This is a genomic window from Rhizobium sp. 62_C5_N11_2, assembly GCF_051811185.1.
In the GTDB taxonomy this organism is placed as follows: domain Bacteria; phylum Pseudomonadota; class Alphaproteobacteria; order Rhizobiales; family Rhizobiaceae; genus Rhizobium; species Rhizobium leguminosarum.
In genome coordinates this window covers 872,894-897,527 of the sequence record NZ_JBPWPW010000002.1, presented here as the reverse complement: position 1 = coordinate 897,527, position 24,634 = coordinate 872,894, and the positions used below count along the sequence as shown (strand labels likewise).

Here is a 24,634-nt window from a genome sequence, read left to right as displayed (position 1 = left end):
GGAGCGGGGCCCGGCCGCGGTCCTTCTCGCCGGCTAAAGCGGAAACAAGGTGGTAAGCGGCATGTGGGCTTTGACGATCGGCGATTTCAGGACGACGAAGCTGAAATACTTATCGATACCGACGTCCAGGTCGGTAAGCCGCTCCATGATCGTCTGATATTCGTCGATGCCGGCGGTGACGAATTTCAGCAGATAATCGTAGCCGCCCGAAACCAGATGACATTCGATCACCTGATCGACCTTCTCGATCGCCGCCAGGAAGCGGGCGAAGTCGATTTGCCGGTGGTTCTTCAGGGTGATCTCGGTAAACACCGTCAGCGTCTGCCCGAGTTTGCTGACGTTGATCTGGGCCGAATAGCCTTCGATATAGCCTTCCGACTGCAGCTTCTTCACCCGCATCAAGCAGGGGCTAGGCGACAGATTGACCAGTTCGGCGAGCTCCACATTGGTGACGCGGCCATTCTTCTGCAGTTCGTAGAGAATTTTTACGTCGATCCGGTCGAGTTTCATCTCACACGGCCCTCACTTGCTCGAGATCGCCAATGACGCAGCAGATTATGCTGCCGTATTCCCGACATCGACCTTAACACATAAGTCAGACGTGTCGACCGCGTTGCGGGACAGGCCGAAGCACAAACCGCTGCTGGCATCCTGCCAAGACGGAATCTTCTGCTGTCACCAACCGATCTCCAGCAAAGCCGTAGCTTTGGATCCGCTAGACTACGCCTGAAACGGAGACTGTCCCATGCCCGCACCGCTCAATCGCGTCGCCACCACGCCGGAACTTCCTTCCACCGCCGATGTGGTGGTAATCGGCGGCGGCATCGTCGGCGTTTTTGCGGCCTATTATCTCACCCGGCGCGGATTGAAGGTCGCCCTCGTCGAGAAGGGCCTCATCGGCGCCGAACAATCGAGCCGCAACTGGGGCTGGTGCCGCCAGCAGAACCGCGACGCCCGCGAACTGCCGATGTCGACGAAGAGCCTCGATTTGTGGGAGCGCTTCGCCACTGAGACCGGTGAGGATACGGGCTTCCGTCGCTGCGGTCTCTTCTATCTCAGCAATAGCGACGATGAACTGTCCGGCTGGGCACGCTGGCGCGATTTCGCCCGCTCGGTCGGCGTCACGACGCACATGCTGAGCAGCGCCGAAGCGACCGAACGCGGGCGTGCCACCGGCGCCTCATGGAAGGGCGGGGTGTTTTCACCGACCGACGGCATCGCCGATCCGGCGAGTGCTGCGCCGGCCGTTGCACGTGCGATTCTGACACTCGGCGGCACGGTGCATCAGTCCTGTGCGGCCCGCGGCATCGACATCGAAGGCGGCAGGCTCTCGGGCGTCGTCACGGAACATGGCACGATCCGCACGAAAATCGCGATCCTTGCCGGCGGCGCCTGGGCCTCCTCCTTCTGCCGCCAGCTCGGCATTCGGTTTCCGCAAGCCTCGGTGCGCTCCTCGATCCTCTCCGTGTCCCCAGGAGCAAGCGGCCTGCCGGACGCGCTGCACACATCTGCGGTCTCCGTTACGCGTCGCGGCGATGGCGGCTACACATTGGCGATCAGTGGTGGCGGGCGTGTCGACTTGACGCCGCAGCAATTCCGTTACGCGCCTCAATTTCTGCCAATGTTCGTCCGGCGTTGGAGAAGCCTCGCGCTAGGCGGATTGGAGGGATTCAGGTCTGGGCACGAAACCCTGGCGCGATGGCGATTGGACGCACCCACTCCGATGGAACGAATGCGCATCCTCGATCCGAAGGTCGACCAAAGAACAATTCGGCTTACCCATTCGCGCGCGCTTGAACTCCTGCCTGCCCTGAGGAACACAAATGTCAGTGCCGTCTGGGCCGGTTATGTGGATAGCACCCCCGATGGGGTGCCGGGAATCGGTGAGATCACCACCGTTCCAGGCTTCATTCTCGCCGCCGGTTTCAGCGGCCACGGCTTCGGAATCGGTCCCGGCGCCGGTCATCTGATCGCCGATATCGCCACCGGTGACACGCCGATCGTCGATCCCCGGCCTTATCACCCGGAGCGGTTCCAGAGATCGGCCTGGGGCAAAGTCGCCGACTTCTGAAGGTGGAATGGCTCGCAGGCATTCGACCATGGCGTGCCGCAAGCCGGTGTCCTCAAGGTAAGACACGCCGCCCTAGCGGACGAGAATGCGAAATTTCCGGCATGTAAAGGCCCTCGGATAGGGGAACGAATTTCCGGACGTTCTAGCGTCGGCGCTGTAATGCTTTGAATTGCTGCTTAAATTTTGGCGCGGCACGCAGAGTGACGACATGGTGTTGCATCGTTTTGGCAATCATCGACATTCGGTATTAAGTTCTGCGTGGGGATGCAGGATAGGCGGATTACGCCGGCTCGGTCCGCCTAGCATCGAGGGGTCAATGAACTGCCCGAAAAGGAATAGCTTTCATGAACCTCTTTGCTCCAGATCTGAAGGCCGAAACCAAGGGCGAGGAATTGTGGGAGCGCGTCCGCGCCCAATACCCTGCCCAGGAACCGCTCCTGAATTTGAACAACGCTGCCGTCAGCCCGCCAACGATAGCGGTACAGGAGGCCACGATTGACGCCTATCGCTTCATCAGCCGCAATCCTGACTATAACATGTGGAGCAACCTCGATGCTGCGCTGCCCGGTATCAAGCGTGATTTGGCCGAGTTGATAGATTGCACGCCAGACGAGATTGCGCTCAACCGGAATTCCTCGGAAGGACTTTCAGCGGCGATTTTTGGAATACCGCTGACCAAGGGCGACCAGGTGTTGATCTCGAACTGGGACTATCCGAGCGTCCGTGCCGGATGGCTGCAACGGCATCACCGCGACGGAATCGAGGTCGTGAACTGCGCCTTCGATATCATGGACAGCGACGAGGATATCATTGATGCCTATGTGGAAGCGATGACGCCCCGGACTTGCGTCCTGCAACTGACGCATATGTATCACTGGAATGGACGCGTTCTTCCCATCGAGCGACTCTGCCGGATCGCGCGGGAGCGCAACATCATCACGATAGTCGATGGCGCCCAGACGTTCGCTCAAATGCCGGTCAGTTTTCGGCAACTGGATTGCGATTTCTTTATCACGAGCCTTCACAAATGGCTCGGCGCACCTGTCGGCAACGGAATGCTGATCGTCAACCGACGCCAGATCGACCGAACTTGGCCTCTGCTGGCGCCCTTCGACCAACCCGCAATGAACATAGACAAGTTCGATCACTGGAATCTGGGTACCTATAATTCCGCAATTCAGGCCGGAATTAAACCGGCGATCCAATTCCATCGGGAAATCGGCGCAGACAGGATGCACGTCCGACTGCGCGAACTCACTCGACACTGGGTCGGTCAGGCTCGCGACATTCCCGGCTTCAGGCTTCACACGCGGACCGACACTGAGAGCCTAGGTGCAATATGCCTGTTTTCAATCGACAACACCGACATGAAAAAACTGGAGAACACTCTTCGAGAGAAATACCAAATCCACACGAAATATCGCCAAGTCGAGCATGTCGAAGGTCTGCGGGTTTCGCCGCATATATATATGCTGAAGAGTGACCTTGACATGTTCGTCAGCGCGCTCAGAAATGCGTTGGCTTGAACCGGAAGCCCGTTCCTGAAGATAGAGGCGCCGGCATCGACACCTCTCAGCCAGCAAAGATAACGTCCTCAGGAGACCAGGGATATCGTGCCGGGGATCGGCGAGATCGCCATCTTGCCCGAAAATGCGGCTCGGCCAGCCCCACTCGAACCTCGAACTGCGGCAGAAATGATCACTGTCCGGATCGCTGCATAGACCCATCATCTCGCGTTGGCGTGAACCAGCCACCGAGCGTTTCCTCCAATCCGTCCGTATTGTTCTCTTCGCCGATCCAAGCAATGCAAGCGTCGGGACGGATCAGCATCGAGGGGCCCCGATCGACGGCGACGCAACGTATCCTCTGCTTGCTGGCTGCAACGAGCCTGGACGCCGTCCGCTCAGGCGAGGCGTCGAGAAGAACGCCCATGCCATCCTGCATCAGATCATAGAGCGAGACGGCGGCATCGCCGTCGCTAATCGACCTGTCGCCGATCAGCCGCCCGACCTCGTCCAGCTCCGAGCCGAGATCGTAGCGGGTGGAAAGGCCGCTCATCATCTCGCCGATGAACCGGTTGACGTTGTCGAATTGCATGAGGTTCGCCACGATGTCCCGCATCGCACCCGCCTGTGGATCGGGCCGCAGGATGGCGACCTGGGCACGGGTGTTGGCTAGAACGGCTTCGGCGACGGGTCGCCGCTCGGCCGTGTAGGTATCGAGCAGGCTTTCCGGCATGTCGCCGCGAATGACCGCCGCGAGCTTCCAGCCGAGATTTGCAGCATCCACCAGCCCGAGGCTCAAGCCCTGACCACCAAACGGCGAATGGACATGCGCCGCATCGCCGGCAAGCAGCACCCTGCCGCGGCGGTAGCTATCGGCAAGCCGGGTGTTGTCAGTCCATCGGCTGCCGCTTTCGAGCGCTTTCACGCGGACATCCGTGCCGCTGATGCGGCGCAGTACGGCTTCGATCTCCTCAGCTGTGACCGGCGCTTGCCGATCTTCAGGCGGACCGCTGAAGTCGAGCATGAACAGTCGACCGGGGAAGGGCCAGTAGGAAAATACGCCACCCGATGTGCGATTCCAGCCAATCGGCAGCAGGCGTTCGGGATGATCGATCTCGGCGACGGCCTGGTAGAACGTCAGGCTTGGGGCTGTGCCGGGGAACTCAAAGCCGGCCATCTTGCGGATGAGGCTACGCCCGCCGTCGCATCCAACGAGGTAGGAGCAGCCGATTTGGCCTGCGCCTGTCGGAGCTCTCAACTCCACGTCAATGCCGTCCGCCTGCTGCACGAAGCCGGTAACGTCAAAGGCGCGGCGCACCTCGATCCCAAGAGCGCGGGCGCGATCGGCCAGCATGGCTTCGAGGCTAGGTTGATCCACTGCGTGAGCACGCCGTTCCGGCTCTTTCTGCGCGTCCTTTCGGATAAGAGGCAGGCCAGCGAAATGACCGCTGAATTTGGACGACCGGCCACGCAGCTCCGCCCCGGCCTGCTCGGCGAACTGCTTCATCGCCGCGAGGCTCTGCGCTTCCGCGGCGGCGATGGCCGCAGCCATCCCACGACGCTGGAGTGCCTCGCTTCCAAGCGGCCCGAGCGACATTGCCTTCATGGCCATACTGGCCGACGCCAGACGCTCCAGCACGAGGACGCGCACGCCTGACAAAGTCAGCTCGATGGCGGTCAGGAGTCCGACCGGTCCTGCGCCCACAACAACAACATCAACTTGTTTTTCCATCTCACATTCCATATACTGGATATCAATATGTACTCAGTACATAAATAAATGCGCAATCAGAGACAACATGTCAATGCCATCGGACTCAATGCCACCGGACCGGCGATCCCGTAAGCGCCTCGCCACGCGACAAGGCATCTCCAACGTCGCCACGCGCCTCTTCCTGGAGCGGGGCTTCGATCATGTGACGGTCGATGAGATCGCGGCAGCCGCCGATGTCGGACGGATGACGGTGTTCAATCACTTTCCCCGCAAGGAGGACATGTTCTTCGATCGCGACGAGGAGGGTCGCGAGATGCTGCGCGAAGCTCTGCGGCAGCGCCATCCCAGCGTCTCTCCGATCGAGACGTTACGTCTGCTCGCTCATCATCTGGTTGCGGAGGAGAGCCCTTACCTCCGATTTACTGCTAGGAGCCAAAGCTTCATCGAGACGATCGAGGCCAGCGACACCCTCAAGGCTCGGGCGAGGGCAATTCGCGACGAGATCGCCCACGTCGTCGCGGTGGCGCTATCCGAAGGCGTCGGCCGAAAACCTGATGATCCTGATGCCCATCTGGCGGCCGGTATTCTCCTGGCGACGTGGACCGTGGGCTTTATCCAGGCTCACCGGACCTTTCGGCAGAGGCAAGATACAGAGGAAGCAAAAGCCGTCTTTCTCGCCGCTGTAGATAAGGGAACTACCGGCCTGAACGCTGCTCTGGCAGGCACACCTTATGCCTGAGCAATCACCCTCTGGTGGGGCCGGAATGCCCGTCTCCGCAATGTTGAGGTCTTCCGGGCGGATGCCGCAAGTGCGCGCCGCGCTTTGGCTCAATTGCGGCGGAAACGGCAGCGAACACCGCCGTCGATACGGAAGCCGCCGTCGCTGATGCCACCCTCGAAGAGGTTAGGCTAACTTCGGTTCTCCAAGCGGTTTGTTTTGCGCCACTCTTCGTACTCTCCGCGGGCATCGTCATGCAGCGGATAGTAGCGCTGTAACGACCCGCCCTCCATAAGCTTCACTCGGGAGAACTCCTCCCAATCGTGATGCTTTTGCGACTCTTCGATTACCTTCGAGGCCATTGCGACTGGAAGCACCACCACCCCGTCGTCGTCGGCGACGATGATGTCTCCGGGGATGACCGTGACACCGCCGCAGGCAATCGGAACGTTGACGGCATTGGGATAGATGCTGGTCTGCACATGGTAGTTGGGAGTCCAGCCACGCAGCCATAGGGGGAGATCTAGCTTGTCGACATTGGGCCGATCGCGCATGCACCCGTCGATTACGATGCCAGCGCCGCCTCTGCCTTTAAAATACGTCGACATCATATCGCCAAAGACACCCGAGCTCATGTCGCCGCGCGCGTCGACCACGACCACATCGCCCTCCTGCGCGTGATAGAGCACGTGCCTGTGCAACTGCGTCTCCGGATCGGCATATTCTCCCTCGGTGAAGAGGTCCGGCCGCTGCGGCATGAACTGGAGAGTCAGCGCCGGCCCGACAATCGACTTCCCGCGGTTCTGCGGCACGGGACCGACCATGTGCGGATTGCGGAAGCCCATGTGGCCAAGCGTGCCGGCAACCGTCGCGGCGCCGATTTCCTTCAGTGCGTCGATCAGCTCTTTGGGCGGTCGCGTAATGTCGGGAGTATGGGTCATTTTAGACTCCGGTGGATGAACTACCAGTTCGTAACAGAACCGTCGCGGCGCTTCAGGTGAGGCGCTTCCCAGAAACGAAAGCTCTCGGCCTTGACCGCCTCTTCGTTGACCTCGACGCCGAGCCCCGGCAGATCGCTGACCGGATAGTCGGGGCCGTCGAGCCGTGGTTGCACGGGGAAGAAGTCGGAATTGTCGAAGCCCAGCTTTGTTTCGGGCACCCTGGTCTCGAGCCAGGCGAAATTCGGCACCGCGGCGGCGAGATGGATGGTCGCGGCCGTGCAGATTGGGCCAAGGGGATTGTGCGGCATCAGGTCCACATAGTGCGCCTCGCTCCAGCCAGCTACCTTCATCGCTTCAGTGAGCCCGCCAACATTGCAAACATCGAGCCGGTTGAACTGATGGATGCCGCGCTCGATGTAGGGCAGGAACTGCCACTTGCTGGCAAATTCCTCGCCGATGGCAAACGGGATGTCGGTCATCGTGCGCAGGGATTCGTAGGCCTCCGGTGTCTCGTCTCGTATCGGCTCCTCGAGGAAATCAAGCACGCCACGGCCGAGCTTGTTGCAGAAGCTCGCCGCCTCTGCCACCGAAAGCCGATGATGATAGTCGATGCCGAGGACGACGTCGTCGCCCAGCGCCTCGCGCGCCTTGTTCAGCATGCTTGCTGTAGCGCCGATCGATTCGCGCGGCTCAAAGATGTCCTTGCTGTTTTGCCCGATGGGAAAGAAGCGGATCGTCTGCCACCCCTGTGCGCGTAGTTCGCGGGCTCGTTCGATGGCAACATCGCCCTCGGCCTCGTCACCGGTCGAGGCGAAGGTAGGAATGCGGTCGCGCTGCTTGCCGCCCAACAGATCGTAGGCCGGCACCCCCAGCGCCTTGCCCTTGATGTCATGAAGGGCAATGTCGATGGCGGAAATTGCCGCCTGCAGAACGCGCCCGCCTTCGAAGTATTGGCTGCGATAAACTTCTTGCCAGATCCGACCAATCTGCATCGGGTCGCGGCCGATGAGAAACTCGCGATAGTGCTCGATCGCGCCGGCCACGGCCTTCTCGCGACCGCTCAAGCCGCTCTCGCCCCATCCGAAGATGCCGTTGTCGGTCTCGACCTTGACGAGCATCTGGTTGCGCGTTCCTACCCATACTGGATAGGGCTTGATCGCGGTGATTTTAAGCTTCGTAGTCATCCCCACCCTCGTTCCAGACGCATCGGCTCTGTCTCAGTTGGCCTTGAGGGCCATTTCTGTTTCGCCGTCGAACAGATGCATCCGCTCCTGGTCAAACTCGAGCCAAATCGGCTCGTCGGGCGCAACGGCAATGGTCGGCGGCACGCTGACGTTGACGATGGCGCCAGACAGGAACGCCTGTACGAAGGTGACGTCGCCGGTCGGCTCCACCGTGTAGGCCTTGGCAGGAATGCTTCCTGGCACCGCACTCTTATGCAGCTTGATCGTCGAGTGACGTGCGCCGAGCACGACTTTCTTGGTGGTTGCCCTCGCGACCTTCTGGGCGTTGTGTGGCGAGAGCTCGAGGCGCCAGCCCTCCGCGCTGGTCAACACTGTATTGCCGCTTGCCGTTGATGCCTCCAGCGGAACAAGGCTCATCGCCGGGCTGCCGATGAAGCTGGCGACGAACATGTTCACCGGATGGGCAAAGACCTGCGCCGGTGAATCGTATTGCTGCAGGTAGCCGCCGTTCATCACCGCCATCCTGTCGGCCATGGTCACAGCTTCGAGTTGGTCGTGCGTCACATAGATGATCGTTGCCTTGAGGTCCTGGTGGAAGCGCTTGATCTCCGACCGCATCTGCACGCGCAGCTTCGCGTCGAGGTTGGAGAGTGGTTCGTCCATCAGGAATACCGCCGGATCTCGAACGAGGGCGCGGCCCAAGGCCACACGCTGCTGTTGCCCGCCCGAAAGTTCGCGCGGCTTGCGCTCGAGCAGTTGCGTCATGTCGAGCACTCGCGCTGCTTCCTTGACCTTCCTGTCGATCTCGTCCCTTGGCAGTTTGCGCATCTGCAGCGGGAACGCCAGGTTTTTATAGACCGATTTTTGCGGATAGAGCGCGTAATTCTGGAACACCATTGCGATGTCCCGGTCCTTGGGGTCGAGGTCGTTGACCACCCGGTCCCCGATGACGATGTCGCCCGATGTGATGGGGATCAGCCCCGCTACAAGATTGAGCGTGGTTGTTTTGCCGCAGCCTGAAGGGCCGACGAGCGCAACGAATTCGCCGTCATTGACCGTCAGCGAAACATCGTTGACAGCTTTGAAGCTGCCATAGGTCTTGACAAGATCTTTGAGGACCACGTGGGCCACCGGCAACTCCCTAGTGCTTAACGGCGCCTTCTGTCAGGGCGCGTACGAAGTATCGTTGCAGGACGAGGAACAGGACCACGACGGGCACGCTCATCATAAAGCTGGCCGCCATCAGGCCCGGAAAGTCCGTCGTATTTTCCGAGAAGAAGCGCTGGATACCGACCGGCAGTGTCAACTGGTCGTTCTTGGAGAGGAACGTGTAGGCGTAGATGTACTCGTTCCACGCGCCGATGAAGGAATAGATCGCCGTGGCGATGATTCCTGGCGCCGAGAGCGGCATCACGATCAGGACAAAGGCCTGGAACCGCGTCGCTCCGTCGATGCGCGCCGCCTGCTCGAGCTGCACCGGGATGTTGTCGTAGAAGCCCTTGAGGAGCCAGATTGCCAGCGGCAGGCCGAATGTGAGGTAGGTGAGAATGAGCGATCCATGCGTGTTCACCAGCCCGATCGCGCGCATCAGGATGAAGAGCGGCACGAGAAAGATCACAGCCGGAAACATATTGCGAAGCAAGACGGCGAAGAACAGAAAGTTCCGGCCCGGGAAGGTGAAGCGCGAAAACGCGTAGGCCGCAGGAACCGCCACGATCACCGAAAGGATGGTCGTGGCAGTGGAGACGAAAAGGCTGTTCCAGAAGAAACGAAGGAAGTCCTGGCCGACGCTGTTTTGCGGATCGAGCAGCTTCTGGTAGCTGTCAAGGGTGGGTTGGTCAGGCCACCATTGCGGCGGGAATTGCATGGCCGCGAAGCCGGACTTGATCGAGGTGATCAGCATCCAGACCATCGGCAACGCGGTGTAAAGCAGCATGAACGCGAGGAAGATGCGTCCGCCCCACCGCCATCCGTCGATGCGCATACGGCGACGGGCCTGGCCTCGAGGAGCAGTCTCGGCAATCGTGTTCATGCGGTCCCATCCTTCCGCTCGTTGCCGCTTAGAGCACGGACGTAGAAGTAGCCGAGCGACATCAGGATCAGGAACAGCAGCACCGAATAGGCCGATGCCACCCCCCAGCGCTGGCGGCCGAAGGCGAGCTCATAGATGTGAGTGATCCAGATATGCGATGCGTTCGACGGCCCGCCGCCGGTCATGATCCAGGGGATGATGAATGAATTGAAGTTGGCCACTGCCAGCAGAAGGATCGTCACCGTCGAGACGTTTCTCAAATGCGGGAAGGTGACGTGCCAAAACCGCTGCCATGCATTGGCTCCGTCGACTCTTGCGGCGCGCAGCAACTGATCGGGAACCGTCTGCAGGCCAGCCATCATCATGATCATGGCAAACGGAAACTCCCGCCAGATATTGACGACGATCAGGGAGGGCAGCACTGTGCTGACGCTGTCGATGAAATTCGGCGGCCTGTCGGCCAATCCGAGGCCGACCAGCACCGCGCCGATAATCCCAAAGTCTGAATGGTAGATCCACTTCCAGATATAGGACGCGGCGACCGCGCTGATGACCCAGGGAATGATCAGGATCGCCCGCAGGATGCCGCGGCCGACAAAGTCGCGATGAAGCGCCAGGGCGCAGGCAAACCCCAGGACAAATGAGATGAAAGTGGATCCCAATGTCCAGATCAGAGTGTTCGAGGTGACCTTCCAGAACACCGGACTTGTGAGGATGGCGGTGTAGTTGCCGAGGCCGATGAAAATCTTGTCCCGGAGCTGCAGGCCAGGCGGCGTATTAAAGAACGACAGCTCGATCGTGTAGTAAATCGGATAGGCTATGACGATGAGCATCACGGCGATCGCAGGGAGCACGTACGCGTAGTCGGCGCGATGCTCCCAAATCTTTCGCAGCACACCGGACCTATCGGGTTGCAGTCTCCGGCTAGCCTCTGCCTTGCCGATCAAGATCGTCACCGTGGCGTGCCCTTATTCTTCGGAACAACCGGCCGCACTCTTGGCGCAGCCGGTCAGATCGTGGTCAGGCTTGGTCTAGAGTCCGCCGTCCATCAGGTCTTTTACCTTCTTGGCCGCGTCGTCCGCTGCTTGGTCGACGGTCATGGCTCCGGTCAGGGCATTCTGCAGCATGTCCGGGACGATGATATTCATGATCTCGGGGGACTGCGGCAGCGCCGGGAACGGGATGCCGTATGGCAGCATCGAGGTCGTGACATCAAGGAACTTGATGTTCTCCAGACGCTCCTTCATCCATTTGGTCTTGAAGCCGTTAAGGTTTCCCGGGTTCGAGCCGGCATAGGCCATCTTCAGCGACCATTCAGGGCTCGTCCACATGCAGATGATAGCCTTTGCGGCCGGCTCGTCTACCTTGCCGCCCTCGACATATTCGGGCTTCAGGATGTGAATGTTCGAGCCGCCAAACACGACAGCACGCTTGCCGTCGGGGCCAGTCGGAATCAGGCCGTAACGCATGTTGTCGATGACGGTCTGCGCCTTGTCCTTGTCGGTAGCCGTCGCCTTTTTCTGCAGGTCGAGCATAACGTTGTAGTCGGACGGGTGCGAGATCATCATGCCGAGCTGGCCACCGAGGAAGAGGGGCTGGTTGTCGGCCTGCTGGTTGGTGAGCGCCGAAACCGGAACCGACTTGTCGCGAACATACATATCGTACGAGGCTTGCAGCGCCGCCTTGCTCTGCGGGCTATTGAGCTCGACCTGCTTATAGGTCGGGCTCGCGGTAGCTTCGTCGAAGACGCCTCCGCCATAGGCCCACAGCTGCGGCATGAAGCGATACGGCGTATTGCCGGCATTCTTGCGAGCCACGAGGCCGTAACCGGCAATGCCGAGCTTGTCGTGGATCTGCTTGGAATACTTGACGACGTCGTCCCAGGTTGCCGGAGCCTTGTCCGGATCCAGGCCTGCACGCTTGAAGATGTCGGCGTTCCAGATGAACGCCATCGTCTCGTTGTTGGTTGGAATGCCGTAGGTCACATCCTCCCAGGTCACGGCCTTCATTGCGCCGGGCCAGAAGTCCTCGGTCGAATACCCAACATCCTCGGGTTTGAGCGGCTGCAGATAGCCCTTTGAGGCGAACTCGGTGCCACCCAGGATTTGCAGGCGGACCGCCATGGGCGCTGCATTACCCAAGAGCGCGGTCCGGAACTTGTCCAGAAGGTCGTTATAGGTGAGGGCTTGTTCCTCAAGCTGGATGTTTGGATAGGTTTTGCGGAAGGTCTCGAAGAACTCCTTGTAATACTGGCGCAGGAGGTCGGGGTCGCCCTCGAACACGCCCTGATACCAGAAAGTCAGTCGCCCCTTGTAGTCGAGCGGCGTGACCTTGGCGCAATCGCCCGCCGTGTCAAAATCCTGCGTGCCGGCAATGGAGCGGACATATTCCGGCGACCACTTGCTCAAGTCGACCGGCGCACCCAGCGCCGACGCGGACATCAGCGATACCATCAAAGCAGTGGAGACAGTGCCGCGCAGGACGGCACCGCCGAGTGAAATCCTCGTCATAAGGTATCCTCCAGGTTCTCCCATGCCGCTCTGCATCGAGGCGAGCGGTCTTTGCTCATCGGCCGCGGGACGCTTTCAGCCAATGTATCCCTTCGATATTTTTATACATTTTCAGATCGCGAATTGCCTGTCAACTAGACAAATCGTACATTGTTTATAGCAATCTCGCGTGATAACGAGATCAATGTGTGTATTGATTGGGGACAGCCTTGGCCGAAACAAGCGATTTTAAAGCAAAGCCCCCCGAAGGGATCGACGCTCTCGGGGCCTCCAGCGAGGGCGCCTCGCTGTATCAACTGATCAGGGAAGACATCATCGAAGGGCGGCTGGCTGCCAACGAGCGGCTTGTGGTCACCGATCTCGCCCGGCGCCACGGCACCTCAACCAACCCGGTGCGCGAGGCTCTGCAACTGTTGCGCGGGGAAGGCTTTGTCACCCTCGTTCCCAACCGCGGAGCACGCGTGCGGCCCATAGATCAGGATTTTGTTCGGGACATCTACGAGATCGGAGTCTTGATCGAGCCGGCACTGACGCGATGGTTCGTGAATATGGCCACCGTCGAGGACATTGCTGAACTCGAACGCATCCAAGGCCTGATTGAAGAAAACGACTTCGCCGACACGTTGAGACATAGCGAGTTGGACACCGCCTTTCACACCGTAATGTACCAAAAGCACTACAACCGCCATGCCGCCGAGCTTTGGTGGAAGCATCGCGAAGTGCTTCGAGCCGTGAGCCGGCGCTTCAACTTCACGCTCGCCCGGCGTGCCGCGATCCTTAGCGAGCATCGTGAGCTCATCGCACATGTAAAAGCGGGAAATGCGAACGAGGCAGCCGAACTCATTGCACGCCATGTCGAGGGTTCCGGCCGGCACATCCTCGAACACATGCGTGCGCGTAACGCCGCTCGGGCAGGATAGAATACGCAGTCTGGAATATCGTTATCCCGACCACGTCAGTAAAGGCAGTTGAGATGAAAATCACCAGCGTTCGGCCGTGGCTAATCAGATCCGATGCTTCCTATTGGGGAGAGTTTCTGTTCGTCGAAGTGACGACCGACGAGGGGGTGAGCGGCTGGGGCGAGATCACCACCACGACAAGGCTCGCCAATCGCGCACTCTGCACGATCCTGCGGCAGATCGGTGCCGCTGTAACAGGCGAGGACCCGGCGCGTATTGAGTATCTGTGGCACAAGATATTCCGCAGCTTCACCTATATGGGCAGTCGCGGCGCCGCAGTCGAATGCGTAAGCGCCATCGACATAGCCCTTTGGGACATCCGCGGCAAAGTTCTTGGTAAGCCGATTTACGAGCTGTTGGGCGGACCGGTACGCGATGAAATCGCGCTCTACACCCATCCCAACCAGGCCAAATTCACCAGCAAGGAGGCTGTGGTCCGCGAAATTAGAGACATCGTCGAGTCCGGCCACACTGCGCTCAAGTTCGATCCTTTCCCCCACCAGGGCCGCACAGCCGATGGACAGTCCCGCGAGCAGCGGGACGGCTACCTCGATGGCAGCATGACCCGCAAGGATGAGCGCGAAGCCGCCGAACTCACGGCTCTGATCCGCGAAACGGCGGGCTCTAATGTCGACATCCTCATCGATGCGCATGGCCGCTTCGACGTTCCCACCGCCATTCGCCTCTGCCGGAGCCTCGAGGAAGCCGGTCAGATCGACTGGTTCGAGGAGCCTTGTCCGCCCGAGAGCCTCAATGCCCTCAAGCAGGTCCGTGAGAAGGTCAGTGCCGCTATCTCGTGGGGCGAGCGCGGCCACACGAAGTGGGATTTCGTGCCGGTGCTCGAAAACAAGCTCGCTGACTACATCATGCCTGATGTCACCTGGACCGGCGGCATTACCGAACTCAAGAAGATTTCGGCCCTATGCGAAGCCTACTACATCCCGGTCTCGCCGCATGACGCCGCAGGGCCGATCAACGTGGTTGCTGGAGCGCAGGTGATGATGACCGTTCCTAACTTCTACAAACTCGAAACGTCGGAGTGGAATCTCGGCAAATACGATCACCTCATCGACAGACCACTCGATGTTTCGAACGGCAGCCTCAAGCTTACGCCGAAGGCTGGTCTCGGCGTTGAGATGAACCGCGACTACCTTCAAAACCACGAGATAGAGCTGGACTAGCTAGCAACGCTCTGCGCCGCCTCAGCATGCGCGACGACGAGCCCCGCCGACCAGAACGAGGATAAATCATGCCAGAGGCAGATGGAGCCGACGAGGCGCTCAATCGGGTGAACACGCATTCCAAGCCATCCGACCTTCGGATCACCGACATGCGGGTAGCCGAAATTGTCGGCGCGCCGTTCACTTCAGCGCTGCTCAAGATTTACACCAACCAGGGCATCGTCGGGCTTGGCGAGGTGCGCGACGGCGCCAGCGCCACCTACGCGCTGATGCTGAAGAGCCGGTTGCTTGGCGAGAACCCTTGCAACATCGACCGACTGTTTCGCCGGATCAAGCAGTTCGGCGGGCACGGCCGGCAAGGCGGCGGCGTATCGGCCGTCGAAATCGCGTTGTGGGATCTTGCCGGCAAGGCCTATGGCGTCCCCATCTACCAGATGCTCGGCGGCCGGTTTCGGGAGAAAGTGCGCGTCTACTGCGACACCGACGCCACCGTGCCGAGCGGCACCGAGACCGGCAGGCGCCTCAAGCAACGCATGGAGCTCGGGTTCACCTTCCTCAAGATGGATCTGGGGCTGATGCAGATCGCGGATGTGCCCGGTGCGGTCGTGTCTCCTGCCGGCTCACTTGAAGGGTACCGCAACCACCCCGGCCGCGGCCCGCTGAAGACCATTGAAGAGCGGCGCCTCCGCAACGCTGCGTACGATTTGCATAACGTCCCACACCCGTTTACCGGCCTGCACTTTTCCGACAAGGGCCTCGACTTCCTTGAGCAATACATTGCCGAGGTTCGTGAGGTCATCGGCATGGATATTCCGCTCGCCATAGACCACATCGGCCACATCTCAGTGCAGAACGGCATTCGCCTTGCCAGGCGAATTGAAAAATACGTGCCAGCCTGGCTCGAGGATGTGATCCCATGGCAGTACACTGAGCAGTACCGACAACTGCAGGACGCCACTACGGTGCCGATCTGCACCGGTGAGGACATATACCTCAAGGAAGGCTTCGAGCCTCTGCTCAAGAGCGGCGGCATCTCCGTTATCCACCCAGACCTGCTCACCAGCGGGGGCATCCTCGAGACCAAGAAGATCGGAGATATGGCGCAGGACCGTGGTGTCGCCATGGCCATCCACATGGCAGAAAGTCCAATCGCCGCAATGGCCGCGGCACATGTGGCGACCGCGACTGAAAACTTCATGGCGCTCGAATACCACTCTGTCGATGTCGACTGGTGGGACGATATCGTCACCGGCCTTCCCAAGCCGCTCGTGAAGGACGGCTTTATCACTGTTCCGGACAAGCCGGGCCTGGGGATTGACGACGTCGTCGACGAGGTGATCTCGCAGCATCTGCAGCCGGGTGTCACCGGCATCTGGCAGCCCACGGATCACTGGGACGATGAGTATTCCTGGGATCGCACCTGGAGCTGAGGCGAAAAGGAACGAAGATGAAGATCACCGATCTCCGCTGCGCCGTTATCGGCAAACACCCGATCGTCCGCATCGTAACCGACGAAGGCCTCCATGGCTTGGGCGAAGTCGAGTTCACCAAATCCTACCTCAAGCCCTGGGTACTGCATTTCCGCGAGGCGCTGATCGGCGAGGACCCGACTGACGTCGAGAGAGTCATGCTGAAGATCCGTCAACGCGGCTCTTTCAAGCCGTACGGCGCGGCGGTAAGCGCTATCGAGCATGCGCTGTGGGATATTGCCGGCAAGGCCGCGGGCGTGCCCGTCTATAAACTGCTGGGCGGCAAGGTGCGCGACAAGGTGCGCGTCTACAACGGCTCGATCCGCCGGCAACGCACGGGCGACCGGCCGGAGGATTACGCCGCTGACGTCAAATGGATGATGGAGCAGCCGCAGAACTTCTTCATGATCAAGCAAGGAATCTCGTTCCACTCCAACATGAAGGACACCATTGAGGGCTTCCACTACGGCGTGACGCAGAAGGCCGGCTATCACGGTGCCATGGATCAGGGCGTGATCAGCGAGCGCGGTTTCAATCACATGCTCGACTGCGTGATCGCGATGAAGGAAGTGCTGGGCGACAAAGTCAGCCTGGCGCTCGACTGCGGTCCGGGCTGGATGCTGCCCGATGCGATCAAGTTCGCTCGCGCGGTCGAGAAGTACAATTTGATGTGGCTCGAGGACATGCTGACTGGCGACTATGTGCCGTGGGTCAATCCGCAGGCCTATCGGGAACTGACAACCTCCACCTCCACGCCAATCCACACTGGTGAGCAGATCTACCTGCGGCACAATTTCAAGGAACTGATCGAGACGCAGGCGGTGCGCGTCATCGGCCCAGATCCAGCCGATATTGGCGGTATTGCCGAACTCAAATGGGTCGCCGAGCACGCCTACATGCACTCGATCCTGATGGCACCGCACGGGGTCGCCAACGGCCTGCTAGGCCTCGGCGCGTTGATCAATGTCTGCGCCACCTTGCCCGCAAATTACATCGCGTTCGAATATCCGAGCGCCAGCGACCCCTGGTGGGAGGATCTGGTCGTCGGCTTGCCACCGCAGATCGTGAAGGACAGTATGGTGGACCTGCTGGAAGCGCCGGGGCTGGGCCTCGATATCGACGCCGAAGCGGCCAGGAGATATCTCAGGGAAGAGGATGCGGGCTTCTTCGACTGAACCTCCCTCCTCACGCCAACAATACCGTGTCGCGACCAGATCGCCGCCCGTCGCCCTTATAGGCCGAGGTATCGAGATTGAATCCCGGGAAGAGAGCCACTTTCCCGTCTGGAGTTTCGAGGGCGCATTTTCTGCGCCCTCGTATTGCAACTCAGCCGATGGCCATGAGGCTTGCATTGCCGCCGGCGGCCGCGGTGTTGATCGACGTCGACACCTCCTCCAGCAGCCAATTCAGGCAATAGGCTTCGGGATCGCTCGCCAATTCCTCGGCCGTCGCGGCCTGGACCAGCAGAAGCGGACCGGGCAGGTGAGCGATCTTCTGATTGACGGCCAGAACCCTGTCGCGATCCCCTTCGACGAGGGCACCCGAGAACGGTCCGTCCTTTTCCCAATCCGATGTCCAGGAAATCCGGCTGGCGACAGCCGCGGGAAGATCCGCCAGGACTGACTTCGATAGGGAACCCGCGTCCACGACGATATGGTTACCGGTCGACAGGGCTGCGGCGATCTGGCGATGAAGCCCGCTTTCCGTCTGCGGCACGAGGAGTATACGGCCGCGGGGATGGAGCGCGTAGAGATTGAGCTCCCCGACCGGACCGGTGAGTTCGCGTTCGAGCCCGAGCGCCGAACGGCTCGCATATCCACGCGCCGCCTCCCCCTCGCCCGGCAGGCCCTTCTTATCGAGCCAGACAATGTAGCCGCGAAGGGCGAGGTCCGTATGAACGGAATCCTGCTGCGGCGGCACCGGAGCGCGTTGCACCAACCGGCCGATATAGAGCGGACCGCCGGCCTTCGGACCTGTTCCCGACAAGCCGCGACCGCCGAAAGGCTGCACGCCGACGACGGCGCCGATGATGTTCCGGTTGACGTAGAGGTTGCCAGCCTTGATGCGGCTGGTCACATGCGCGATCGTTTCATCAAGCCGGGTGTGAAGCCCGAATGTGAGCCCATAACCCGATGCGTTGATGTCGTCGATCAGACGGTCGAGCCCGTTTCGCTTGAAGCGGATGACGTGCAGGACCGGTCCGAAGACCTCCCTCGTCAGGTCCGACAGCGACTTGATTTCGATAATCGTCGGCGGAACGAAGGTCCCCGCCGCGGCACTTTCGGGCAGCGGCAGCTGATCCACCTTGCGGCCTAAGCCGCGCATATGCTCGATATGCTGGTCGATCTCCGTCTTTGCGCTGTCATTGATGACTGGGCCGACGTCGATGCTCAGCCGATCGGTACGGCCGATCGTCAGTTCGCGGAAGGCGCCCTTCAGCATGTTGAGGGTCCTGTCGGCGACATCGTCCTGAAGGCAGAGAACTCTGAGCGCCGAGCAGCGCTGACCGGCGCTATCGAAAGCCGAGGCAATGACGTCGGCCACCACCTGCTCGGCCAGTGCCGAGGAGTCGACGATCATGCCGTTCTGACCGCCCGTTTCGGCGATCAGCGGAATCGGCCTGCCGCCTGCTGACAGCCGTTCCGCCAGCTGCGCCTGGATCATGCGGGCAACTTCGGTCGACCCGGTAAACATGACGCCTGCCGTTTCCTCCGCCCCGACCATGCCGGCGCCAAGGCGGCCGCTGCCGGGCACGAACTGCAAGGCACCGACAGGCACGCCCGCCTCGTGGAGGATCTTCACGCTTTCCGAAGCGATGATCGGCGTGACGCCGGCCGGTTTGGCAAGCACGGGATTGCCGGCCACCAAGGCTGCGGCGACCTGCCCGGTGAAAATCGCCAGCGGGAAATTCCACGGGCTGATGCAGACGACCGGGCCGAGGGGCGCATGCGAGGGACCGAGGGTCTTGCGCGCCTGTTCGGCGTAGTAGCGCAGGAAATCGATGGCCTCACGCACCTCGCCGACGGCATTGGCCGCGGATTTGCCGGCTTCGCGCATGACGATGCCCATCAGCGTCTTGATGCGGGCCTGCATGATGTCGGCCGCACGCTCGAGACAGGCGGCACGCTCGGCCGGCGGCACGGCGGCCCATTGTGGCGCATGCTCCGCAGCCATGCGAACGATGCGCGCTGCCTCCTCGACCTTCACTTCGGTCACCGTGCCGACAACATCCCGGTGATCGGCAGGATTGAGAACCTCCCGCGTCACCCCATCTGTAGAGCCGTCGGCAAGGATGGGAAGTGCGTGCCATAGGGTCGCAGCCGTGGTGGCGAGCGCCTCTGCCAAATCCGAAAGGGTGGCCTCATTCGAGAGATCGAGGCCGTCGGAATTGGCCCGGGCGTTACCGTAAAGAGCCTTCGGCGAGGCGATCTGCGCGTGGGGCGCGCCAACGACCGGCATGGCTGCGACGATTTCGGCGGGATCGGCGATCAGGGCCTCGACCGAGACATTCGGATCGGAGATGCGGTGCACGAAGGAGGAATTGGCGCCATTTTCCAGAAGACGTCGAACCAGATAGGCGAGCAGCGTCTCATGTGTTCCCACAGGCGCATAAATGCGGCATGGCCGGTCGAGTTTTTCCTTTCCGACAACCTCGTCATAGAGAGGTTCGCCCATGCCATGCAGGCACTGGAACTCGTATTTGCCGACGGTGAAATCAGGGCCGGCCAGACGATAGATCGTGGCGAGAGTCTGCGCATTATGGGTGGCAAATTGCGGGAAGACCGCATCCGGAGCGTCGAGCAGCTTGCGCGCGCAGGCGATGTAGGCGACATCGGTGTAGATCTTGCGGGTATAGACCGGATAGTCGTCGAGGCCGTCCAGCTGGGCGCGCTTGATCTCCGCATCCCAATAGGCGCCCTTGACGAGACGGACCATGACCCGGCGCCCGGAACGGCGTGCGAGATCGATGATGTAGTCGAGGACGAAGGGGCAGCGCTTGCCATAGGCCTGCACGACGAAGCCCAGCCCGTTCCATCCGGTGAGCTCAGGGGCAAAGCAAAGCTCCTCGAGGAGATCGAGTGAAAGCTCCAGCCGATCGGCCTCCTCCGCGTCGATATTGAGGCCGATATCATAGGTCCTGGCGAGAACGGCCAGCGCCTTGACCTTCGGCAGCAGCTCGCTCATCACCCGGCCGGCCTGCGACCTCACGTAACGCGGATGCAGGGCCGAAAGCTTGATCGATATGCCCGGGCCGTCATAGATGCCGCGCCCGTCCGACGCCTTGCCGATGGCATGAATCGCCTTTTCGTAATCCCGGTAATAGCGCTCGGCGTCAGCGCCCGTCGTGGCGGCCTCGCCCAGCATGTCGTAGGAATAGCGGAAACCACGCGCTTCCAGCGGGCGGGCGCGCTTCAGCGCCTCTGCGATCGTTTCGCCGGTGACGAACTGCTCGCCCATCATGCGCATCGCCATATCGACGCCGCGACGGATGACCGGCTCGCCGGCGCGCGCGATCAGCCGTGTCAGAGCTGCCGACAGGCTTCGGTCGTTAACCGTCGAGGTCAGCTTGCCGGTGACGACGAGACCCCAGGTGGCGGCGTTGACGAACATGGATTTTCCGCCACCGATATGGGAGGTCCAGTTGCCCTCGGCGATCTTGTCGCGGATCAGCGCGTCCCGGGTTTCGGTATCGGGAATGCGCAACAGCGCTTCGGCGAGGCACATCAGCGCCACGCCTTCCTGGCTGGAGAGTGAGTATTCCTGCACCAGCCCTTCGACACCGGTCCCCTTGTGCTTGGCGCGCAACGCCTCAATCAGGCTGCGGGCCGTGCTGCGAATGTCATAGCGTTTTGCCTCGGAGACACGCGCTGCGGCAACGAGCGGCGGCAGGCATTCGGTTTCCGGCCGGCGATAGGCTGCCGTGATGGCCCGGCGAAGTTCGGATTGCGGTCGGATCGGTGGGGCAAAGCCGGAGAACGGCGCGCCGTCGACGGGATCATGGGAGGGCGTGGAGGGGGGCGCTGCGTTCAACATGGGAGTCCCTATTCAATCGATGTTTGGTCTAGCGGATAAATGGAACAGCGGGCTCGTCGTCCCAGAGCGCATCATCCGTGAAGGCCGGGCCGGAATATTCCGTCTCGCGCAGCGGGCGCGCATCTGGTCTGTCGCGCTTGAAGGTGAGCGCCGCCGCCACAGCCCTTATTGCCACCGGCCGGTAGTGAACGAGCAGGTCGGGTTTTTGGTCATCATCCGCTTCGTTGTCATGCATGTATGATCCCCCGTTTTGAGGTCGACGCCGATACCGATCACAGCGCTCTTTCACCCGGCGCCCAATCTATCACAGCCCCAGATCGCGATCTCACTTGATTTTTACAGTTTCTAGGCCGTATGAACTTATTAATACGTCATCGAGAGTTCAAATGGCCACAGAAACTGACATCTTTAGTGAATTGGACCAGTTCGATAAAAAAATCCTCGCCGCACTCGCCGAGGACGGAAGGCTGTCGATCACCGATCTGGCTACGCGTGTCGGACTGTCGAAGACGCCATGCCAGATCCGCTTCAAAAGGCTGATCAGCGAAGGATACATCGAAGGCTTCAAGGCCATCCTCAATCCGTCGAAAATGCAGCTCGACCACATTGCTTTCGTCGAGGTGAAACTCTCCGATACCCGCGAGCATGCGCTGAAAAGCTTCAACGATGCCATCAAGAAGATCGGGGAAGTCGAAGAGTGCCATATGATTGCAGGCAGGTTCGACTATCTCCTGAAGATCCGCACCCGAGATATTGGCCGCTACCGCCGCGTCCTCGGCGAGCGCATCTCGACCCTGCCCCACGTTGCCAGCACCTCGACCAACGTCGCAATGGAGACGGTCAAGGAAGGCTGGGACAAGTCCGGTTCGAGTTTTTCGTGAATGTGATCCGTAGGAAGCTATGACGAGCTGCCGGTGCGTTGCCGCCGGAGGGACTGCGATATAGTCATTGCCATCGGCTGTCGCGCCAATGCGATCATTCCGACCATTCGCATGAAGCGATGGCTAAAGCGGTTGCGGCAAGTAGCAATCCACCCACAGCCATTCAGCCATCTCTCGCTTTTCGACCGCGTGGGCTCGATTTCACCGGCACGCTCTTGCCGTACTCTTTCCACCACGCCGTCTCGAGTGTTGGTTACCGATGCCGGTAGCGAAAGGCTTCGACGAAGGCGGAGAAAGCAGGGGATGGATGGCGCCGGCTGGGGTAATAGAGATGATACCCTTGGAACGTTGGCGCCCAGTCCGCCAGCACTTCGTGCAGTTGACCGCTGTCACAATATTGCCTGATGAGATCCCTCGGCACATAAGACAGCCCCGCCCCATCGAGAGCGGCATTGATCGCAGGTCCTATGTTGCTCATCACGAGCTGGCCTTCCACACGTACGCTGAACTCGCGGCCATCCTTTTCAAACTCCCAGGCATACAGAGCGCCTGACGTCGGAAGACGCAGGTTCACGCAATTGTGGTCCGTCAAGTCTTGCGGGGTCGAAGGTGCAGTGCGGGCCGCAAAATATTCCGGTGATCCGACCACGGCATAAGAGATATCGGGCCCGATGCGAACGGCCACCATGTCGCGCGCAATCGCCTCGCCGAGCCGCACGCCGGCATCGAATTGGCGCTCCACGATATTTGTGAAACCGTTGTCGACCATGAGTTCCACGGTGATATCGGGGTAATCCCGTAAAAATGCCGACAGCCTCGAACGGAAAACCAGCTCCACGGCATCATCGGGACATACGAGGCGGACTGTGCCCGAAGGCTTGTCGCGCAACGCGCCGAGGGCACTGATCCCGGCGGCGATGCTCTCGAAATGCGGCTGGATAGTTTCCACGAGGCGCGCACCGGCCGCCGTGGGAGCCACGTCACGCGTCGTGCGGGAGAGAAGCCGGACGCCGAGTCGGGCTTCGAGCGCGCTGATCGTATGGCTCAACGCCGAGCGCGTAACTCCCAATTTTGATGCAGCGCGCGTGAAACTCCGCTCCTGAGCCACCTCCAGAAACGCACGCATTTCCGTGAACTCGTCTCGCCGCATTGTTGAATCTCCTTCATCACGACATTCAGATTATAGCTTCTAGTCGCGCAAAACCAGTCCGGCTATCTATCTGGCAACGGACAGGAGAACGTGAATGACCGTCGAGTTGACATTGAATGAGACCTCACTGATGGACGACAGGGCGACCTCGTGGTCTGCTGTGACCTGTCTCTCGCTTCTCACTTTCCTTTTGGTGGGTCTGGAATTTCTCCCTGTGAGCCTTCTGACCCCAATCGCCAGGGACCTCTCTATTTCAGAGGGGCAAGCCGGATTGGCGATCACCGTGTCGGGTGTCTTTGCGGTTCTCACCAGCCTTTTCGGCAATGCCTTCCTGGCGAGGATCGACCGGAAGTCTGTCGTCTTGCTCTATACGGCGGTTCTTGTTGCATCGAGCTTGGCGGTTGCTCTCGCACCCAACTTCCCTGTCTTTCTCGTCGGGCGGTCCCTGGTCGGCGTTTCGATCGGCGGCTTCTGGTCGCTGTCGACGGCTATTCTGGCACGCTTGGTTTCGGACCGTGATCTGCCCAAGGCCATTGCGCTTCTGCAAGGCGGCACCGCGTTCGCGCTCGTCCTTGCCGCGCCACTCGGCAGTTTTCTTGGCGGGTTCATCGGATGGCGCGGAACCTTCTTCATTACCGTGCCGATCGGAATTGCCGCACTCGTCTGGCAACTGGTCGTTCTGCCGAGGATGCCGGCGACATCAACCGTCTCGGTGGCCAGAATATTCGGGCTGCTGCGCAATCGCACATTCGCAGTTGGAATGGCGGCGACCGGCTTGGCCTTCATTGGCCAGAACGCACTGTCCATTTATCTTCGCCCGTTCCTCGAAGGCGTCACGGGACTGGAATTGAATGTTCTGTCCATGGTGCTTCTCGGCCTCGGAGTCGGCGGGCTAGCTGGAACCTCCGTGATCGGCTTCGTCGCCCGGCGCCACCTCCTACTCGTTCTCGTAGGTCTGCCGGCTGCTCTTGCTGTCCTTGCCCTGCTGCTGATCGCTCTCGGGACGTTCGCAGCGATTACGACATTGCTGCTCGTCTTCTGGGGATTCTTCTCGACCCCGATTCCGGTGGCCTGGAACACCTGGATGGCCGCCATCGTTCCCGGTGAATTGGAAGCGGCAGGTGGCGCTGATCCAGCTCGCCATCGCAGGCGGCGCTTTTGCTGGCGGCATGCTGTTTGACGCCGCGGGATGGCGGAGCACCTTCCTTCTGGCCGCCTGCCTTCTCGCCGGCTCGGCTGTCCTGGCCGCGCTCGCCGGCCGCCGTTCCTGAGCCTTCAGAAACCA

At 60.5% G+C, this 24,634-nt stretch carries 19 protein-coding genes and 3 pseudogenes; 9 read left to right on the top strand and 13 right to left on the bottom strand.

Annotated features, from left to right (window positions below; all coding sequences use genetic code 11):
- Positions 1-33: 33 nt before the first annotated feature.
- Complete coding sequence (locus AB8B31_RS27910; protein WP_018445089.1) at positions 34-510, bottom strand: Lrp/AsnC family transcriptional regulator; 477 nt, start codon at positions 508-510, stop codon at positions 34-36.
- Positions 511-745: 235 nt separating this feature from the next.
- Here AB8B31_RS27910 and AB8B31_RS27905 point away from each other — a divergent pair, with 235 nt between their 5' ends.
- The gene (locus tag AB8B31_RS27905) at positions 746-2,071 is read left to right on the top strand and encodes an NAD(P)/FAD-dependent oxidoreductase (protein WP_018517818.1); all 1,326 of its coding nucleotides are present in this window, start codon (positions 746-748) and stop codon (positions 2,069-2,071) included.
- 344 nt (positions 2,072-2,415) lie between these two features.
- Complete coding sequence (locus AB8B31_RS27900) at positions 2,416-3,597, top strand: aminotransferase class V-fold PLP-dependent enzyme (protein ID WP_018245993.1); 1,182 nt, start codon at positions 2,416-2,418, stop codon at positions 3,595-3,597.
- A gap of 172 nt (positions 3,598-3,769) precedes the next feature.
- Here the strand turns inward: AB8B31_RS27900 and AB8B31_RS27895 are convergent, their stop codons facing one another.
- Positions 3,770-5,308 carry an FAD-dependent oxidoreductase gene (locus AB8B31_RS27895; RefSeq protein ID WP_018245994.1) on the bottom strand — a complete coding sequence of 513 codons (1,539 nt, stop codon included), beginning with the start codon at positions 5,306-5,308 and terminating at the stop codon, positions 3,770-3,772.
- Between the two features lie 67 nt (positions 5,309-5,375).
- Between AB8B31_RS27895 and AB8B31_RS27890 the strand changes: the two genes are divergently transcribed.
- Positions 5,376-6,029, top strand: coding sequence for a TetR/AcrR family transcriptional regulator (locus AB8B31_RS27890; protein WP_164903070.1), 654 nt, complete (start codon positions 5,376-5,378; stop codon positions 6,027-6,029).
- Positions 6,030-6,047: 18 nt separating this feature from the next.
- Here the strand turns inward: AB8B31_RS27890 and AB8B31_RS27885 are convergent.
- The 7 genes and pseudogenes from AB8B31_RS27885 to AB8B31_RS27855 all read right to left on the bottom strand — a co-directional run.
- Positions 6,048-6,196: pseudogene (locus AB8B31_RS27885) on the bottom strand (sugar ABC transporter ATP-binding protein); the annotation flags it as partial.
- A 3-nt stretch (positions 6,197-6,199) separates the two neighbouring features.
- On the bottom strand, positions 6,200-6,949 hold the full coding sequence (locus tag AB8B31_RS27880) for a ribonuclease activity regulator RraA (RefSeq protein ID WP_018245997.1): 750 nt from the start codon (positions 6,947-6,949) through the stop codon (positions 6,200-6,202).
- A 20-nt stretch (positions 6,950-6,969) separates the two neighbouring features.
- A complete protein-coding gene (locus tag AB8B31_RS27875; protein WP_018245998.1) occupies positions 6,970-8,133 on the bottom strand; it encodes a mandelate racemase/muconate lactonizing enzyme family protein in 1,164 nt (387 codons plus the stop codon).
- A 33-nt stretch (positions 8,134-8,166) separates the two neighbouring features.
- On the bottom strand, positions 8,167-9,264 hold the full coding sequence (locus tag AB8B31_RS27870; protein WP_018245999.1) for an ABC transporter ATP-binding protein: 1,098 nt from the start codon (positions 9,262-9,264) through the stop codon (positions 8,167-8,169).
- 10 nt (positions 9,265-9,274) lie between these two features.
- Positions 9,275-10,165: a carbohydrate ABC transporter permease gene (locus AB8B31_RS27865; protein WP_018246000.1), complete on the bottom strand. Its 891-nt coding sequence runs from the start codon at positions 10,163-10,165 to the stop codon at positions 9,275-9,277.
- Entirely contained in the window at positions 10,162-11,121 is a 960-nt protein-coding gene (locus tag AB8B31_RS27860; protein WP_018246001.1) for a carbohydrate ABC transporter permease, read from the bottom strand. Before AB8B31_RS27860 ends, AB8B31_RS27865 begins: the two co-directional genes overlap by 4 nt.
- A gap of 75 nt (positions 11,122-11,196) precedes the next feature.
- Complete coding sequence (locus AB8B31_RS27855) at positions 11,197-12,675, bottom strand: ABC transporter substrate-binding protein (RefSeq protein ID WP_018246002.1); 1,479 nt, start codon at positions 12,673-12,675, stop codon at positions 11,197-11,199.
- Between the two features lie 209 nt (positions 12,676-12,884).
- Between AB8B31_RS27855 and AB8B31_RS27850 the strand changes: the two genes are divergently transcribed.
- The 4 genes from AB8B31_RS27850 to AB8B31_RS27835 all read left to right on the top strand — a co-directional run bounded on the left by AB8B31_RS27850 (position 12,885) and on the right by AB8B31_RS27835 (position 17,459).
- On the top strand, positions 12,885-13,595 hold the full coding sequence (locus AB8B31_RS27850; RefSeq protein WP_018246003.1) for a GntR family transcriptional regulator: 711 nt from the start codon (positions 12,885-12,887) through the stop codon (positions 13,593-13,595).
- 53 nt (positions 13,596-13,648) lie between these two features.
- A complete protein-coding gene (locus AB8B31_RS27845; protein WP_018246004.1) occupies positions 13,649-14,815 on the top strand; it encodes a mandelate racemase/muconate lactonizing enzyme family protein in 1,167 nt (388 codons plus the stop codon).
- A gap of 68 nt (positions 14,816-14,883) precedes the next feature.
- Complete coding sequence (locus AB8B31_RS27840; RefSeq protein ID WP_018246005.1) at positions 14,884-16,245, top strand: mandelate racemase/muconate lactonizing enzyme family protein; 1,362 nt, start codon at positions 14,884-14,886, stop codon at positions 16,243-16,245.
- 17 nt (positions 16,246-16,262) lie between these two features.
- Positions 16,263-17,459 carry a mandelate racemase/muconate lactonizing enzyme family protein gene (locus AB8B31_RS27835; RefSeq protein ID WP_018246006.1) on the top strand — a complete coding sequence of 399 codons (1,197 nt, stop codon included), beginning with the start codon at positions 16,263-16,265 and terminating at the stop codon, positions 17,457-17,459.
- A gap of 151 nt (positions 17,460-17,610) precedes the next feature.
- Here AB8B31_RS27835 and putA read toward each other — a convergent pair whose 3' ends face one another.
- Together putA and AB8B31_RS27825 are read right to left on the bottom strand one after the other, a co-directional pair.
- Positions 17,611-21,318 carry a trifunctional transcriptional regulator/proline dehydrogenase/L-glutamate gamma-semialdehyde dehydrogenase gene (putA, locus tag AB8B31_RS27830; RefSeq protein WP_018246007.1) on the bottom strand — a complete coding sequence of 1,236 codons (3,708 nt, stop codon included), beginning with the start codon at positions 21,316-21,318 and terminating at the stop codon, positions 17,611-17,613.
- Positions 21,319-21,346: 28 nt separating this feature from the next.
- Positions 21,347-21,553 (bottom strand): hypothetical protein, encoded by a 207-nt coding sequence (locus AB8B31_RS27825; protein WP_018246008.1) that lies wholly within the window; start codon positions 21,551-21,553, stop codon positions 21,347-21,349.
- 151 nt (positions 21,554-21,704) lie between these two features.
- Between AB8B31_RS27825 and AB8B31_RS27820 the strand changes: the two genes are divergently transcribed.
- Positions 21,705-22,199, top strand: coding sequence for an Lrp/AsnC family transcriptional regulator (locus AB8B31_RS27820; RefSeq protein WP_018246009.1), 495 nt, complete (start codon positions 21,705-21,707; stop codon positions 22,197-22,199).
- A gap of 163 nt (positions 22,200-22,362) precedes the next feature.
- Here AB8B31_RS27820 and AB8B31_RS27815 read toward each other — a convergent pair.
- Together AB8B31_RS27815 and AB8B31_RS27810 are read right to left on the bottom strand one after the other, a co-directional pair.
- Positions 22,363-22,452 (bottom strand): annotated as a pseudogene (locus AB8B31_RS27815) (winged helix-turn-helix transcriptional regulator); the annotation flags it as partial.
- Positions 22,453-23,349: a LysR family transcriptional regulator gene (locus AB8B31_RS27810; RefSeq protein ID WP_018246010.1), complete on the bottom strand. Its 897-nt coding sequence runs from the start codon at positions 23,347-23,349 to the stop codon at positions 22,453-22,455.
- A gap of 94 nt (positions 23,350-23,443) precedes the next feature.
- Here AB8B31_RS27810 and AB8B31_RS27805 point away from each other — a divergent pair.
- Positions 23,444-24,620: pseudogene (locus AB8B31_RS27805) on the top strand (MFS transporter).
- Positions 24,621-24,634 lie beyond the last annotated feature (14 nt).